At 74.5% G+C, this 14,627-nt stretch carries 4 protein-coding genes and 1 pseudogene; all 5 read right to left on the bottom strand.

What is annotated here, in order from left to right; genetic code table 11:
• Positions 1–12: 12 nt before the first annotated feature.
• Positions 13–813, bottom strand: coding sequence for a thioesterase II family protein (locus CIB93_RS32340; RefSeq protein WP_096632100.1), 801 nt, complete (start codon positions 811–813; stop codon positions 13–15).
• Positions 810–4,775 (bottom strand): annotated as a pseudogene (locus tag CIB93_RS32335) (type I polyketide synthase); the annotation flags it as partial. The gene CIB93_RS32340 and the pseudogene CIB93_RS32335, both read right to left, overlap by 4 nt.
• Positions 4,776–4,818: 43 nt before the next feature.
• Positions 4,819–8,100, bottom strand: a complete 3,282-nt coding sequence (locus CIB93_RS32330) for a type I polyketide synthase (protein ID WP_373558823.1) — start codon at positions 8,098–8,100, stop codon at positions 4,819–4,821.
• A 179-nt stretch (positions 8,101–8,279) separates the two neighbouring features.
• Positions 8,280–11,675: a type I polyketide synthase gene (locus tag CIB93_RS32325; protein ID WP_096632096.1), complete on the bottom strand. Its 3,396-nt coding sequence runs from the start codon at positions 11,673–11,675 to the stop codon at positions 8,280–8,282.
• 21 nt (positions 11,676–11,696) lie between these two features.
• The coding region (locus CIB93_RS32320) for a type I polyketide synthase (protein ID WP_143660113.1) at positions 11,697–14,627 on the bottom strand (2,931 nt) is incomplete at its 5' end.

The following is a 14,627-nucleotide window of genomic DNA, read 5'->3' as shown; positions in this document are numbered from 1 at the left end:
ACGTCGGCCGGGCTAGGCATTCACCGAGATGGAAGGCGAATTACTGAGCCTATCGTACACATGATCGCCCACTTTCTGGAACTGATTCAGCAAATAGAAGTGGCCGCCCTCGAATACCGTCATCGAGAAGGGGCCCGAGGTGTACGCGGCCCACTTCTCCACGTCGTCCACCGGGGCCATGGCGTCCGTCTCCCCCACCAGAGCGGTCACCGGGCACGGCAGCGGGGGGCCCGGCTCGTGGTGGTAGGTGCGGACCGCCCGGTAGTCGCTGCGGATCGCGGGCGCGACCATCCGCAGCACGTCCTCGTCGGCCAGCAGGGCGGGGTCCGTTCCGCCGAGGTCGCCGAGCGCCGAGACCATCGCGCGGTCGTCGAGCCGGTCGAGCGCGACCTCGACCTCGCGGGCCGGGTCGCCGCGTCCGGAGACGAACAGGTGGGCCAGCCGGGCGCGTTCGTCCTCGGCGAGCAGCCGGGCCGTCTCGTAGGCGAGCAGCGCGCCCATGCTGTGCCCGAACAGCGCGATCGGCCGGTCGGTCCACGGGACGAGCGCCTCCGCCAGGCCCTCCCGCAGCCGGGCGATGGAGTCCAGCAGCGGTTCGTCGCGCCGGTCCTGACGGCCCGGGTACTGGACGGCGAGCACCTCGACGCGGGGTGCGAGCGCCCGCGAGAGGGCGAAGTAGGCGCTGGCGGAGCCTCCGGCGTGCGGCAGGCACAGCAGCCGGACGGGGGCTTCGGGGGCCGGGTGGAACCGCCGTATCCACTGGTCGCCGGGGACGTTCTCGGTGCGCGGGCCTCCCGCGGGGCCGGTCGTCATCGCCCGTCCGCCCCGGTGTCGGGGAGGCCTGCCAGCCAGGTGTTCACGGCGGCCGCGGTCTGCGGCGCGTAGTCGTCCATCATGCTGAAGTGATCGCCTTCCGTGTCGAGAACAGTGCTGTCGAAGGTCCAGCCGGGTTGCCATTCCTCGCCGTCGGCGACCCGGCCGAGCGGCTGTGACGCCCGCAGCAGCAGGGTCGGCACGCCCGGCTCCGGCGGCGTCCACGCGGAGAAGAAACCGAAGTACTTGCCCATGGCCGTCAGCCGCACGTCCGTCATCGCCCCGAAGTCGTCCTCGCGGTCGAGGACGCCCTGGGCCAGTTCGCGCTCCATGCGGTGGAGCGCCGGGTCGTCGAGCAGGTAGGTGTCGAGGAGCACCACGGCCCGGGGCGGCCGCCCGGCCGCGGCGAGGTGGGCGGCCAGGCTGTGGGCGAACCAGCCGCCGGAGGAGTGCCCGAGGAGCACGAACGGCCGGTCGCCCGCGTGTCGGCGCACGCCCTCGGCCAGGAACTCCTGCATCGCCCCGAAGTCGGCGGGGAGCAGTTCGCCCGCCGTGAAGCCGGGGGCGAGGAGCGCCGAGACACCGCGCGTGCCGCGGAAGGCGGCGGCGAGCCGGGCGTACTGCTGCGCCCCGTACAGCGGCACGGGCGCGGGGCAGCAGATGAGGCCCGACCGGTCGGTCCCCCGGGTCAGCTCGACGGTGACCGGGTCCTGTCCGGCGTCGGCGAGTCCGTGGAAGACGGGGCGCAACCGCGAGGCCACCTTGGTGAGTTCGAGGGCGTCCTCGGGCCGGTCGAGGTCGTTGGCGTTGCGGTAGAGCGCTTCCAGGGAGTACGTCGAGGGGGCCTCCGCCCCGCGTGCCGCGGGTCCGGCGGCAATCTCCCGGGCGAGGAACGCGGCCAGCGCGGCGGGCGTCGGGTGGTCGAAGATCAGCGCGGGCGGCAGGTCGAGTGCGCAGTCCGCGGCGAGCGCGTGCCGCAGTTCGACGCCCATGAGGGAGTCGAACCCCAGCTCCAGGAAGGGCCGCCCTGGTTCGACCTCGGCGGTGTCGAGGCCGCCCATCACCCTGGCCGCCTGCTCCCGTACCAGTGCCAGGAGCAGTGCCTCCCGCTCCTGCGCGCCGGCCCGGGCGAGCCGCTGGGCGGACGGCGGGGTTTCCGGCCCGGCGTCCTTCTCCGGCTCCGCGGCGGCGGGCCTGACGGGCTGCGGGCCACCCGCACCGGCCATGCCCTCCAGCCAGTAGCGGCGGCGCCGGAAGGCGTACGTGGGCAGCTCGACGCGGGTGCGGGGTGCGGGCAGGACACGGTCCCAGGCGGGGGACGCGCCGAGCGTGTGCAGCTGGGCGAGGGCCGTCAGCACGGCGTCCGGCTCGGCCGTGCGGCGGCGCAGCAGCGGTACGAACGCCTCGGCGTCCAGATCGGGCAGGCAGTCGCGGCCGGCCGCGGTGAGCACTCCGCCGGGGCCGACCTCCAGGAACGCGGTGGCCCCGCGCTCGCGCAGGGTGCGCAGGGCGTCGTGGAAGCGGACGGTGCCGCGCACATGGCGGACCCAGTAGGCGGGGTCGGTCAGTTCGTCGGAGACCGGTGCGCCGGTGAGCGTGGAGACCACGGCGATGGAGGGCCTGCGGTAGCCGATCCCGGCGGCGATCCCGGCGAACTCCTCGGCCATGGCGTCCATGTGGGGCGAGTGGAAGGCGTGGCTGACCCGCAGCCGCTTGGTCTCGCGGCCCTCACCGGCCCAGTGGCCGGCCAGGGCGGTGACGGCGGGCTCGTCGCCGGACAGCACGACGGACCGAGGCCCGTTGACGGCCGCCAGGTCCACACCGGCCACCCCGTCGCCGAGTTGGCCCCGCACCTCGTCCTCGGTGGCCTGTACGGCGATCATGGCGCCGCCCGCCGGAAGGGCCTGGATCAGCCGGCCCCGGGCCGCGACCAGGGCGCACGCGTCGTCGAGGGACCAGACCCCGGCGGTGTACGCGGCGGACAGTTCGCCGATGGAGTGGCCCGCCACCAGGTCCGGGACGAGGCCCTGCTCCGCGAGGAGTCGCAGGAGCGCGGTCTCGACGGCGAACAGCGCGGGCTGGGTGTAGGCCGTGGTGTCCAGGAGGGCGGCCTCGGGGGTGCCGTCGGCTGCGTCCAGCACGGTGCGCAGGGGCGTTTCGAGGTGCCGGTCGAACGCGGCGCAGATCTCGTCGAGTGCTTCGGCGAACACCGGTGAGGCGGCGGCCAGTTCGCGTCCCATGCCGGGGCGCTGGCTGCCCTGTCCGGTGAACAGGAACGCCGTGCGGCCGCCGGTGGGCGCGGCGCGGCCGGTGATGAGGCCCGGGGCACGGCGGCCGGATGCCAGGGCGTCGAGACCGGTGAGCAGGTCCGTGCGGTCCCGGCCGACGACGGCGGCCCGGTGCTCGAAGGCGGCCCGCGCGGTGGCGAGCGGCCTCGCGAGGTCGGCCGGGAGCAGCTCGGGGCGGGCGGTCAGGTGGGCGGCGAGGCGTTCGGCCTGGGCGCGCAGGGCGTCCTCGGTCCGGCCGGACACGGTCCAGGCCAGCGGCCCTTCGAGCCCGGCGGCCGGGGCGGCGTCCGGCTCCGCTTCGTCGGTGGGCGGGCTCTCCAGGATGACGTGGGCGTTCGTGCCGCTCACGCCGAAGGACGACACAGCGGCGCGGCGGGGCTCGTCGGTCTCGGGCCACTTGCGGGCCTCGGTGAGCAGCCGGACGTCTCCGGCGGACCAGTCGACGCGCCCGGTGGGTTCGGTGACGTGGAGGGTGCGGGGCAGGATGCCGTGGCGCATCGCCATGGCCATCTTGATGACGCCGCCGACACCGGCCGCGGACTGGGTGTGCCCGAGGTTCGACTTGAGCGAGCCGAGCCACAGCGGCCGGTCCTCGGAGCGCGCCCGCCCGTAGGTGGCGAGCAGCGCCTGGGCCTCGATCGGGTCGCCGAGCGGGGTGCCGGTGCCGTGCGCCTCGACGGCGTCGATACGGTCGGCCGTCAGGCGCGCGTCGGCCAGGGCCCGTCGGATGACCCGGCGCTGGGAGGGGCCGTTGGGCGCGGTGAGGCCCGCGCTGGCGCCGTCCTGGTTGACGGCGCTGCCGCGGATGACGGCGTGGATCGGGCGGCCGAGGCGTCGGGCGTCGGAGAGCCGGGCCAGGAGCAGCACGGCCGCCCCCTCGGACCAGGTGGTTCCGTCGGCCGTGTCCGAGAAGGACTTGCAGCGGCCGTCGGGGGCGAGCCCCCGTTGCCGGCTGAACTCGATGAACGCGGTCGGTGTGGCGAGGACCGTCGCGCCGCCCGCGAGCGCGAGGGAGCACTCCCCGCGGCGCAGGGACTGCGCGGCCAGGTGCACGGCGACGAGCGAGGACGAGCAGGCGGTGTCGATCGACACGGCGGGGCCCTCGAAGCCGAAGGTGTAGGCCACGCGGCCGGAGAGGATGCTCGCGGAGTTCCCGGTGCCGATGAACCCCTCGGCGGTGGCGCGCGCCTCCAGCACGTTCAGCAGGTAGTCGTTGCTGTTGGAGCCGGTGAAGACCCCGATCTCCTCGCCGCGCAGGGTGCTGACGTCGAGTCCCGCGTACTCGAACGCCTCCCAGGAGACCTCCAGCATCTTGCGCTGCTGGGGGTCCATGGCGAGGGCCTCGCGGGGCGAGATCCCGAAGAACGCCGGGTCGAACTCGGCGGCGTCGGCCAGGAAGCCGCCGTGCCGGGCATAGGTCTTGCCAAATGCGTCCGGGTCGGGGTCGTAGACGGCGTCGATCTCCCAGCCCCGGTCGGACGGGAACCCGGTGACGGCGTCGCGTCCCTCGTCCACCAGCTCCCACAGGTCATCGGGTGAAGTGACGCCGCCGGGGAAGCGGCACCCCATGCCGACGACGGCGATCGGCTCGTGGGCGGCGTCCTCGGTCTCGGCGAGCCTGCGCCGGGTGCGGCGCAGATCGGCGGTGACGCGGCGCAGGTACTCGCGCAGCCGGTCCGCGTTGTCCCCGCCGCCCTCCTCGTTTCCGGCCAGGTGATCAGCCACGGCGGAGTTCCTCCTCGATCAGCGCGAACATCTCGTCGTCGGTGGCCGCGTCCAGCGCGTCCGGGTCCTCGCGGGAGGCCCCGGACCCGGTCCCGGTGTTCCAGGCGGGTGAGGCGTGGGCCGCGAGCAGTGCTCGCAGCCGCTCCACGGTCCGGCCCCGGCCGGGGTCGTCGGCCGGCAGCCGGGCCAGGTCCGCCTCCAGCCGGTCGAGCTGCTCCGGCAGGGACGCGGCGGGCTGTGCGTCGGCGTCCGCCCCGGCGACCGCCTCGGTCAGCAGGAAGTCGGTGACGGCGGCGGGTGTGGGGTGGTCGAAGAGCAGGGTGGCGGGCAGGTCCCGGCCGACCGCTGCCGTGAGACGGTCGCGGAGTTTCACGGCCATGACGGAGTCGAAGCCGTGGTCGAGGAAGCCGCGCTCCGGCTCGACCGACGCCGGGGTGTCATGGCCCAGCACGTCGGCGGCCTCGGCCCGTACGGTGTGCAGCACGGCGTCGCGCCGCTCGCCCGGGGGCAGGGCACGCCACCGGGCCAGCCGGGCGGCGGCCCCGGTGTGCGGGTCGAGGCGGTCCCGGGCGGGCGCGTCCTCGGCCTCCCGGGCGGGTGCCGTCGCGGCGGCGACGGGCGCGGTCCCCCAGCCCGTGGGGCCCTGCGGCCAGTAGTGCTGCTTCTGGAAGGCGTACGTCGGCAGATCGGCAGCGAGCGGCCCGGTGCCGAACCACGCCCGCCAGTCGACGGCCGCGCCCCGGACGTGCAGCCCGGCCAGTCCCCGCAGCAGCGCTTCGGCCTCGGGGCGTCCGGCCTGCGATGTGGACACCAGGATGGGCGTCCTGCGGCCCGGCTCGTCCGCCAGGCACCCCCGGCCCGCCGTGCTGAGCACCGTATCGGGGCCGACCTCGACGAAGGTGCCGACGCCATACCGCTGCAACCGCCGTATCTGGTCGTGGAAGCGCACCGTACGGCGGGTGTGCGCCACCCAGTAGGCGGGGTCGCGGGCCTCCCGGTCGTCGAGGAGCTCGCCGGTGACGTAGGAGACGACGGGGACGCGCGGAGCGGAGTACGTCAGTCGTGCCGCCACGCGCCCGAACTCCTCGGCCATGGCGTCCATGTGCGGCGAGTGGAAGGCGTGGCTGACCTGAAGGCGGCTGTGTTTGCGGCCCCGCGCCGCCCAGGGTGCCGTGAGCTCCTCGACGGCGTCCGCGTCGCCGGACAGGACCACCGATGCCGGGCCGTTCACCGCGGCGATGTCCACCGCGCCCTGGCGGCCGGTGAGGGACGCGCGGATCTCCTCCTCGGTGGCCTGGACGGCGACCATCGCACCGCCGCCCGGCAGTGCGTGCATGATGCGGCCACGCGCGGCGACGAGCCCGGCCGCCTCGGGCAGCGGGAGCACCCCGGCCACGCAGGCGGCCGACAGCTCACCGAGGGAGTGTCCGGCAAGGACGTCGGGGCGCACTCCCCAGTCCTCCAGCAGGCGGAACAGGGCGACTTCGTAGGCGAAGATCGCGGGCTGCGCGTAGTCGGTGCCGTCGAGGAGCCGGGCCCGGGGGTCGTCGGCCGGTGCGAACATCACCGGCAGGAGCGGCGTGCCGAGGTGGGGGTCGAGGTGCCCAGCGACCTCCTCCAGGGCCGCGGCGAAGACGGGGAATACCGCGTGGAGCTCGCGCCCCATGCCGGGCCGCTGGCTTCCCTGGCCGGTGAACAGGAACGCCGTCCGGCCCTTGCCCGGCCGCCCCGGGGCGACTCCGGTGACGGCTCGGTCCGGGTTCTCCTCCCCCGTGGCGAGGGCGTCGAGGCCGGTGAGGAGGGTGTCGGAGCCGTCGGCGAGGATGACGGCCCGGTGCTCGAACGCGGAACGCGTGGTGGCCAGCGTCCGACCCAACGCCCTTACATCACAGGCCTTTTGAGTATCCACGTAGTCGCGCAGCTTTCGCGCCTGCGCCCGCAGTGCCTCTTCCGTGCGGGCGGAGACCAGCACCGGCACCAGGCCGCCGTCCTGCGAGCCTTCCGCCACCGGCTGAGCTTCCTCGGGGGCCTGCTCAAGGATCACGTGGGCGTTCGTGCCGCTGATCCCGAACGAGGACACAGCCGCCCGGCGCGGGCGGCCCTCCGCTCTTTCCGGCCACGGGCGGGCCTCGTCCAGCAGTTTCACCGCACCGGCTTCCCAGTCCACCAGTGGTGTCGGCTCGTCCGCGTGGAGGGTGCGGGGCAGCACACCGTGGCGCATCGCCATCACCATCTTGATGACCCCTCCCACGCCTGCGGCCGTCTGCGTGTGCCCGAGGTTGGACTTCAACGAGCCGAGCCAGAGGGGCTGTTCGCGTTCGCGTCCCTGCCCGTACGTCGCCAGCAGCGCCTGCGCCTCGATCGGGTCGCCCAGCTTCGTGCCCGTGCCGTGCGCCTCGACCGCGTCGATCTCGTCGGCCGCGAGCCCCGCGTCGGCGAGGGCCTGACGGATGACCCGCTCCTGGGCCGGGCCGCTGGGAGCGGTCAGGCCGTTGCTCGCGCCGTCCTGATTGACGGCCGACCCCTTCACCACCGCCAGTACGCGATGCCCGTTGCGCCGCGCGTCCGACAGCCGCTCCAGCACCAGCACACCGGCGCCTTCCGACCAGCCGGTGCCGTCCGCACCGGCCCCGAACGCCCGGCACCGCCCGTCCGACGACAGCCCGCCCTGGCCGCTGAACTCCACGAACATGCCCTCGGTGGCCATGACCGTGGCCGCGCCCGCGAGGGCCAGGGAGCTCTCCCCCCGGCGCAGGGAGTCCGCCGCCAGGTGCAGGGCGACCAGCGCCGACGAGCACGCGGTGTCCAGCGTCATCGACGGTCCCGTGAGCCCGAGGACGTAACTGACCCGGCCGGAGGCCACGCTCACGCAGTTGCCGGACAGCTTGAACGCGTCGACGGCGGCCCCGGTCTGCTGAAGCCGGGCCAGGTACTCCTGGTAGCTGGTGCTCAGGAACGCGCCGGTGCTGGTGCCCTTGAGGGAGAGCGGGTCGATGCCCGCCCGCTCCAGGGCTTCCCAGGAGGTCTCCAGAAGCAACCGCTGCTGCGGGTCCATCGCCAGTGCCTCACGCGGCGAAATCCCGAAGAACCCCGGGTCGAACTCCGCCGCGTCATGCAGGAATCCGCCCTCGGCGACGAACGGGGCGTCGGCGGGATCGACGCTCCAGCCCCGGTCGTCGGGGAACGCCCCGACGGCGTCCTCGCCCGCCGCCAGCAGGTCCCACAGCCGCTCCGGGCCGTCGACACCGCCGGGGAAGCGGCAGGCCATGCCCACGATCGCGACGGGGTCACCGCGGAGCGCCTCCGCCTCGCGCAACTTCTGCTGTGTCGACTCCAGTTCGGCGGTGAGCCGCCGCACGTAGTACCGGAGCTTCTCTTCGTCAGCCATGTCGGCCCCTCACACCCTTCACGCCCTTCACTGATGAACCGTCGGTCTGCGGTGCGGCGACCGAGCTACGAGATCCCGAACTTCTTGTCGATGAGGTCGAACATCTCCTCGTCGGAGGCCATGCGGAGTTCGGTGCTCACGGCGGGGCCGTCCGGGGCCGGCCGGCCGGTCTCCCGGGCCTGCGTCCAGGTGGCCAGGAGGCTGCTGAGCCGTCGGCCGACGTCCTCGTTCTCCCTGGGGGCCGCGTCGAGTTCGGCGAGCGCGGCCTCCAACTTGTCCAGGTGGCCGATGACCTCGGCGCGGGTGGCGGCGGACGGGTCGCTCAGCGCGCCCGTGACCTCCGCCGCCAGGTGTTCGGCCAGGTCCTGCGGCGTGGGGCGGTCGAAGACCAGGCTGACGGGCAGGGTCAGGTCGAGCGCGGCGTTGAGCCGGTTGCGCAGTTCCACGGCGGTGAGCGAGTCGAACCCGAGTTCCTGGAACGGCCGGGCCAGGTCCATCTCCTCGGCGGAACCGTGGCCGAGGACCGCGGCGGCCTGCTCGCACACCAGGTTCACGAGGAACGCCTCGTGGTCCTCCAGCGGCAGTTCGGCGAGTTGGCGCAGCACCCGCCCGGCGGGGGCGGCGTGCTCCTCGGGCTCGGCGGCCGGGGCACCGTGGGCCGTCGGGCCGACGGGCCGGTGCGGCGCGGACGCGGCGGGCAGCTCGTCCGGCCAGAACCTCCTGCGCTGGAAGGCGTAGGTCGGCAGGTCGACCCGTCGGGCGCCGGACAGCTGCGGCAGGCCCCGCAGGTCCAGGGGCAGGCCGCGTACGTGAGCCTCGGCCAGCGAGGTGAGGAATCGCGCCGCGCCGCCCTCGTCCCGGCGCAGGGTGCCCACGACGGTGGCGGCGGGGCCCGCCTGCTCGAAGGTCTCCTGGAGTCCGACGCTCAGCACGGGGTGCGGGCTGATCTCGATGAAGTGCCGGTGCTCGTCCGCCAGGAGGCGGCGCACGGTCTTCTCGAAGAGCACCGGTTCGCGCAGGTTGCGGTACCAGTACCCGGCGTCGAGCGTCGTCGAGTCGAGGACCTCCCCGGTCACCGTCGAGTGGAACGGGACGCGCGCCCGGTTCGGGGCGACCGCTCCGACGCCCGCGAGGAACTCCTCCCGCAACGCGTCGACCTGGGCCGAGTGCCCGGCCGCGGTCGCCCCGGGGACCTTCCGGGCCCGGACCCGCTCGGCCATGCAGATGGCCACCAGCTCTTCGACGGCGTCCGGCTCGCCGCACACGATGACCGAGGTGGGCCCGTTCACGGCCGCGATCGAGAGGCGGTCGCCGTACGGCTCGATGCGGCGCGCGACCTCGTCGGCGGAGAGCAGGAGCGAGGCCATCGCGCCCTTGCCGGTGAGGCGGTCGAGCAGCTTGCTGCGCAGGGTGACGATGCGGGCCGCGTCGTCGAGGGAGAGGGCTCCCGCGACGTGGGCGGCCGCGATCTCCCCCTGCGAGTGGCCGACCACGGCGTCGGGCTCGACGCCGTGCGCACGCCACACCTCGGCGAGCGCCACCAGCACGGAGAACAGCACGGGCTGCACGACGTCCAGCCGGTCGAGCGAGGGCGCTCCGGGCTCCTCGCGGAGGACGTCCGTCAGCGACCAGTCCACGTAACGGGAGAGTGCCTCGGCGCACGCCTCGACGCGTTCGCGGAACACGGCGGAGGAGGCGAGGAGGTCCCGGGCCATGGCGGGCCAGTGCGACCCCTGGCCGGGGAAGACGAACACGGTCTGGCCCGATGCGGTGGCCACGCCCCGCACGAGGCGGTCGTCCTCGCGCGCGGCGGCCAGGGCGTCGAGCCCGGCCGTCAGCTCGTCGAGGTCGCTGCCGACGACGACGGCACGGTGTTCGAAGGCGGTACGGCCCGCCAGTGACAGCGCCACGTCGGCGGGGGCGAGGCCGGGGTGCTCGCGCAGCCGGTCGGCGAGCCGTTCCGCCTGGGCGCGCAGGGCCTGGTCGCTGCGGCCGGAGACCGCCCAGGCGAAGGGGCCTGCGGGCTCGGCGGGCCGGGCGGGGAGGTCCGTCGCGGCCGGGGCCTGTTCGATGATCGGGGCCTGCTCGACGATGACGTGCGCGTTGGTGCCACTGATGCCGAACGAGGAGACTCCGGCGCGGCGCGGGCGGCCGCGCTCCGGCCAGGCGACGGGCTCGGTGGCGACCCGGACCGTGCCCGTCTCCCAGTCCACGTGGGGCGACGGCTCGTCGACGTGGAGGGTCCTGGGCACCAGGCCGTGCCGCATGGCCAGGATCATCTTGATGACGCCGGCGATGCCCGCGGCGGCCTGGGTGTGTCCGATGTTGGACTTCACGGAGCCGAGCCACAGGGGGTGTTCGGCGGTGCGGTCCTTGCCGTAGGTGGCCAGCAGGGCTTCCGCCTCGATGGGGTCGCCGAGCTCGGTTCCGGTGCCGTGCGCCTCCAGCACGTCGACCTGGTCGGAGGGGACCCGGGCGTCGGCGAGGGCCTGGCGGATCACGCGCTGCTGGGCCCGGCCGTTGGGCGCGGTCAGGTTGCTGCTGGCCCCGTCCTGGTTGACGGCGCTGCCACGGATCAGGCCCTGGACGGGGTGGCCGTTGCGGCGGGCGTCGGAGAGCCGTTCCAGCAGGAACATGCCGACGCCCTCGGAGAACCCGGTGCCGTCGGCGGACCCGGCGAACGACTTGCAGCGCCCGTCCCTGGCGAGCACCCGCTGCCCGCTGTACTCGACGAAGCCCATCGGCGTGGACATCACGGTGACACCGCTCGCGAGCGCCAGGGAGCACTCGGACGCGCGCAGGGCCTGCGCCGCGAGGTGCAGGGCGACCAGCGAGGACGAGCAGGCCGTGTCGACCGTCACCGCGGGGCCCTCGAAGCCGAAGGTGTAGGCGAGCCGTCCGGAGAGCACGGCGGCCGCGTTGCCGGTGCCCACGTGTCCCTCGAACGCTCCGGGCGAGGCGAGCAGCAGGGACTGGTAGTCCTGGATGTTGGTGCCGGAGAAGACACCGACGTCCGAGCCGCGCAGTGCGGCGGGGTCGATGCCCGCCCGCTCGAAGGACTCCCAGCCGGTCTCCAGCAGCAGCCGCTGCTGCGGGTCCATGGCCGTGGCCTCGCGCGGGCTCACCCCGAAGAAGGCCGCGTCGAAGTCGGCGGCACGCTCGACGAAGCCGCCCTCCCGCACGTACAGGGTGCCCTTGCGCCGCTGTTCCGGGTCGTAGAGCCCGTCCATGTTCCAGCCCCGGTCGTCGGGGAAGGGGCCGATCGCGTCGCCGTCGTCGGCGACGAGCCGCCACAGCTCCTCGGGCGAGGTGATCCCGCCGGGGAAACGGCACGCCATGCCGATGACGGCGATCGGCTCGTTGAGCGATTCCACGAGCTGCTGATGCTGCTGCTTCAGCCGCTCGGTCTCCTTGATCGACGCACGCAGCGCCTGTACGACGCGATCGTCGGTCGTGTCCATCAGCCAGCTCCTGAGGGTTGTTCAGACGTCGGTGTTGATCGCCAGGTCGACGAGGCTGTCCAGGTCCATGGCGTCGATGGACTCCGGTGTCACGGCGTCCCCGGGCGCCCCGGCCCGGGCGTTCGCGGTGTCGTCGGCGGGTCCGCCGGCTGCCGGGGACACGCCGGGGGACGGGGCGTCTCCGTCGGGGACTCCGTCGAATCCGGTGAGCCGCAGCAGGGCGTCCAGGACGCCGACCTCCTTGAGGCGGGCGATCGGCAGGGCGGCCAGGGCGGTACGGAAGTCCGTCCCGTCGACCGTGCCGGGGGCGGTCTCGCCGGAGGCGGCGGGCTCGGGGGCGAGCCGTTCCCGGAGGTGCCGGGCCACCGCACGGGGCGTGGAGTGGTCGAACAGGGTGGCCGCGGAGAAGCGCAGGCCGGTGGCCCGGCTGAGCCGGTTGCGCAGTTCGACCACGGCCACCGAGCTGAACCCGGACTCCAGGAAGCCCCGGTCCGGGGTCACCGCGTCGGGGTCCGAGTGGCCGAGCACGGCGGCCACCTCGCCCCGCACCAGGGCCAGCAGGCTGCGCACCTGCTCGGCCTCGGTCAGCCCGGCCAGACTTCGCGCGAGCTGCTCGGCCGCCTTCGCCGGGGCCGCGGTGTCCTGCCGGACGGCGGGGGCCTGGGCGTCGAGCCGCCGTCGCCCGGTCGCCACCAGCTTCCGCAGCACGGCGGGCAGGGGGGCGTCGGCCCCGGCGAGGGAGGCCAGGTCCAGGCGGGCGGGCACGGTGAGCGCCCGGTCGTGGACGAGGACCGCGTCGAGGAGCGCGAGCCCCTCGTCGGCGGACATCGCGACCGCGCCTTCACGCCGGATCCGCGCCAGATCGGCTTCGGTCACCTGGCCGCCCATGCCGCGCTCCTCCTCCCACAGCCCCCAGGCGGCGGACACCGCAGGCAGTCCCCGGGCGCGCCGCTCATGGGCCAGGGCGTCCAGGAAGGAGTTCGCGGCGGCGTAGTTGGCCCGTCCCGCCGCGCCGAACACTCCGGCCACGGAGGAGAACAGGACGAATGCCGACAGGTCGAGCTCGCGGGTCAGTTCGTGCAGGTGGAGTGCTGCCTCGGCCTTCGGCCGGAACACCCGGGCCAGCCGCTCGGCGTCCAGTGCGTCGATCACGCCGTCCGCGACGACTCCCGCACAGTGGACGACTCCGGTGAGCGGGCCGTCGTCCGGGAGCGCGGCGAGCAATGCGGCGAGCGCGTCGCGGTCGCCCACGTCACAGGCCTCCACCCGGACGGCCGCCCCCGTCTTCTCGATCTCGGCGACCAGTTCGCTCACACCGTCGGCGGCCGGGCCGCGGCGGGAGACGAGGAGCAGGCGACGGACGCCGTGCTCCGCTGCCAGGTGGCGGGCGACCAGTGCGCCGAGACCGCCGGTGCCGCCCGTCACGAGGACGGTTCCGTCACCGAACACCGGCAACTGGCCGCGCTGTTCAGGCTGTTGCGGCTGTTCCGGCTGAGCGGCCCGTTCCCGGGATGCGGTGGTACGGGACAGGCGCGGGACCAGGACATTCCCGCCGCGCACCGCGGCCTGGGGTTCGGATGTCCCCAGCGCGGCCCGCAGGGCGGCGGTCTCGACGGCCGGTTCGAGGCCGGGCTCGACGTCGACGAGGAGCAGCCGGTCGGGGTGCTCGAACTGGGCCGCACGGACCAGCCCCCACACCGGGGCCGCGGCGAGGTCGGCGACCCCCTCCCCCGGGTCCACGCCGACCGCGCCGCGCGTGACCACGGCCAGCCGGGTGTCCACGTACCGCTCGTCCGCGAGGAAGTCGCGCAGGGCGGACACCGCACGTCGCGTCGCCGCCGTCGGGTCCTCACCGGGACCGCCGGTGTGACGCGTGACGAGGAGCGCGGGCGTCTCCGTACCCGCCCCGGGCGCACTGCGCTCGTCGCGCTCGTCCCACTCTCCCCAGGAGGACGGCGACGCGGGGCCGCCTGTCCGTACCGGGACCCAGTCCACATCGAACAGGGCGTCATGCGACTCCCCCGCCGTGGAGCGCATTTCCTCCCGTGTGACCGGCCGGGTGGTCAGCCGGCCGACCGAGAGAACCGGCTCGCCGGTCTCGTCGGTGACGGAGATCGAGACGCTGCCGTCGTCCGACGGCAGGACACTCACCCGGACGAACGCGCCTCCCACTGCTGAGAGTTCCACGTGCGACCACTGCTCGGGCACGAGCGTGTCACCGGTCGCTCCGGGTGCCCCCACGCGGGCGACCGCGTCGAGGAGGACAGGGTGCATGCCGTACGCCCCCGCCTCGTCGGCCGTGGCTCCGGGCAACGCCACTTCGGCGTACGTGGCACCGTCCCGCCGCCAGAGCGCCCGTACGGCGTGGAATGCGGGCCCGAGCCCGACGCCGGACCGGGCCGCCCGCTCGTACAGGGCGTCGGCCGGCTGAGGGATCGCCCTGGAGGGCGGCCACTGCGCACCGACGTCCGGGGACTTCGCCGTCGCGTCGGCCGTACGTGTCAGCGTGCCGGATGCGTACCGGGCCCAGGGTGCGGAGCCCGCCGTGTCACCGGCGCGTGCGAAGACCTCCACCGCGCTCCGGCCCGCCGCGTCCGCGTCTGCCACCAGGACCTGGACGGACACTGCGTCGGACGACAGCGCCAGGGGGCGGTGGCAGGTCAGCTCCGCGAGGCGCGGGGTGCCCGCGTGCTCGCCCGCGTGAAGGGCGAGCTCGACCAGGGTGGAGGCGGGCACGACGGTGCGGCCGTGCATGGTGTGGTCGGCCAGCCACGGCTGCTCGGCGACGGAGAGCCGCCCGGTCCACAGGGTGCCGCGACCGTCCGGGAGGGGCACCACGGCGCCCAGCAGCGGATGCCCGGCCGTTTCGAGCCCCAGCCCCGCCGCATCACCCCGCGAGGACGGCGGATTCAGCCAGTAACGCTCACGCTGGAACGCGTACGTCGGCAGATC

Source organism: Streptomyces sp. WZ.A104 (assembly GCF_002382885.1).
GTDB lineage: Bacteria > Actinomycetota > Actinomycetes > Streptomycetales > Streptomycetaceae > Streptomyces.
This window is presented reverse-complemented; position numbering and strand designations above follow the sequence as displayed.

What these genes read in the sequence shown, in the direction of transcription:
- CIB93_RS32325 (WP_096632096.1), bottom strand. Translation starts at nt 11,675, where the DNA reads ATGGACACGACCGACGATCGCGTCGTACAGGCGCTGCGTGCGTCGATC.
- CIB93_RS32340 (WP_096632100.1), bottom strand. Translation starts at nt 813, where the DNA reads ATGACGACCGGCCCCGCGGGAGGCCCGCGCACCGAGAACGTCCCCGGC.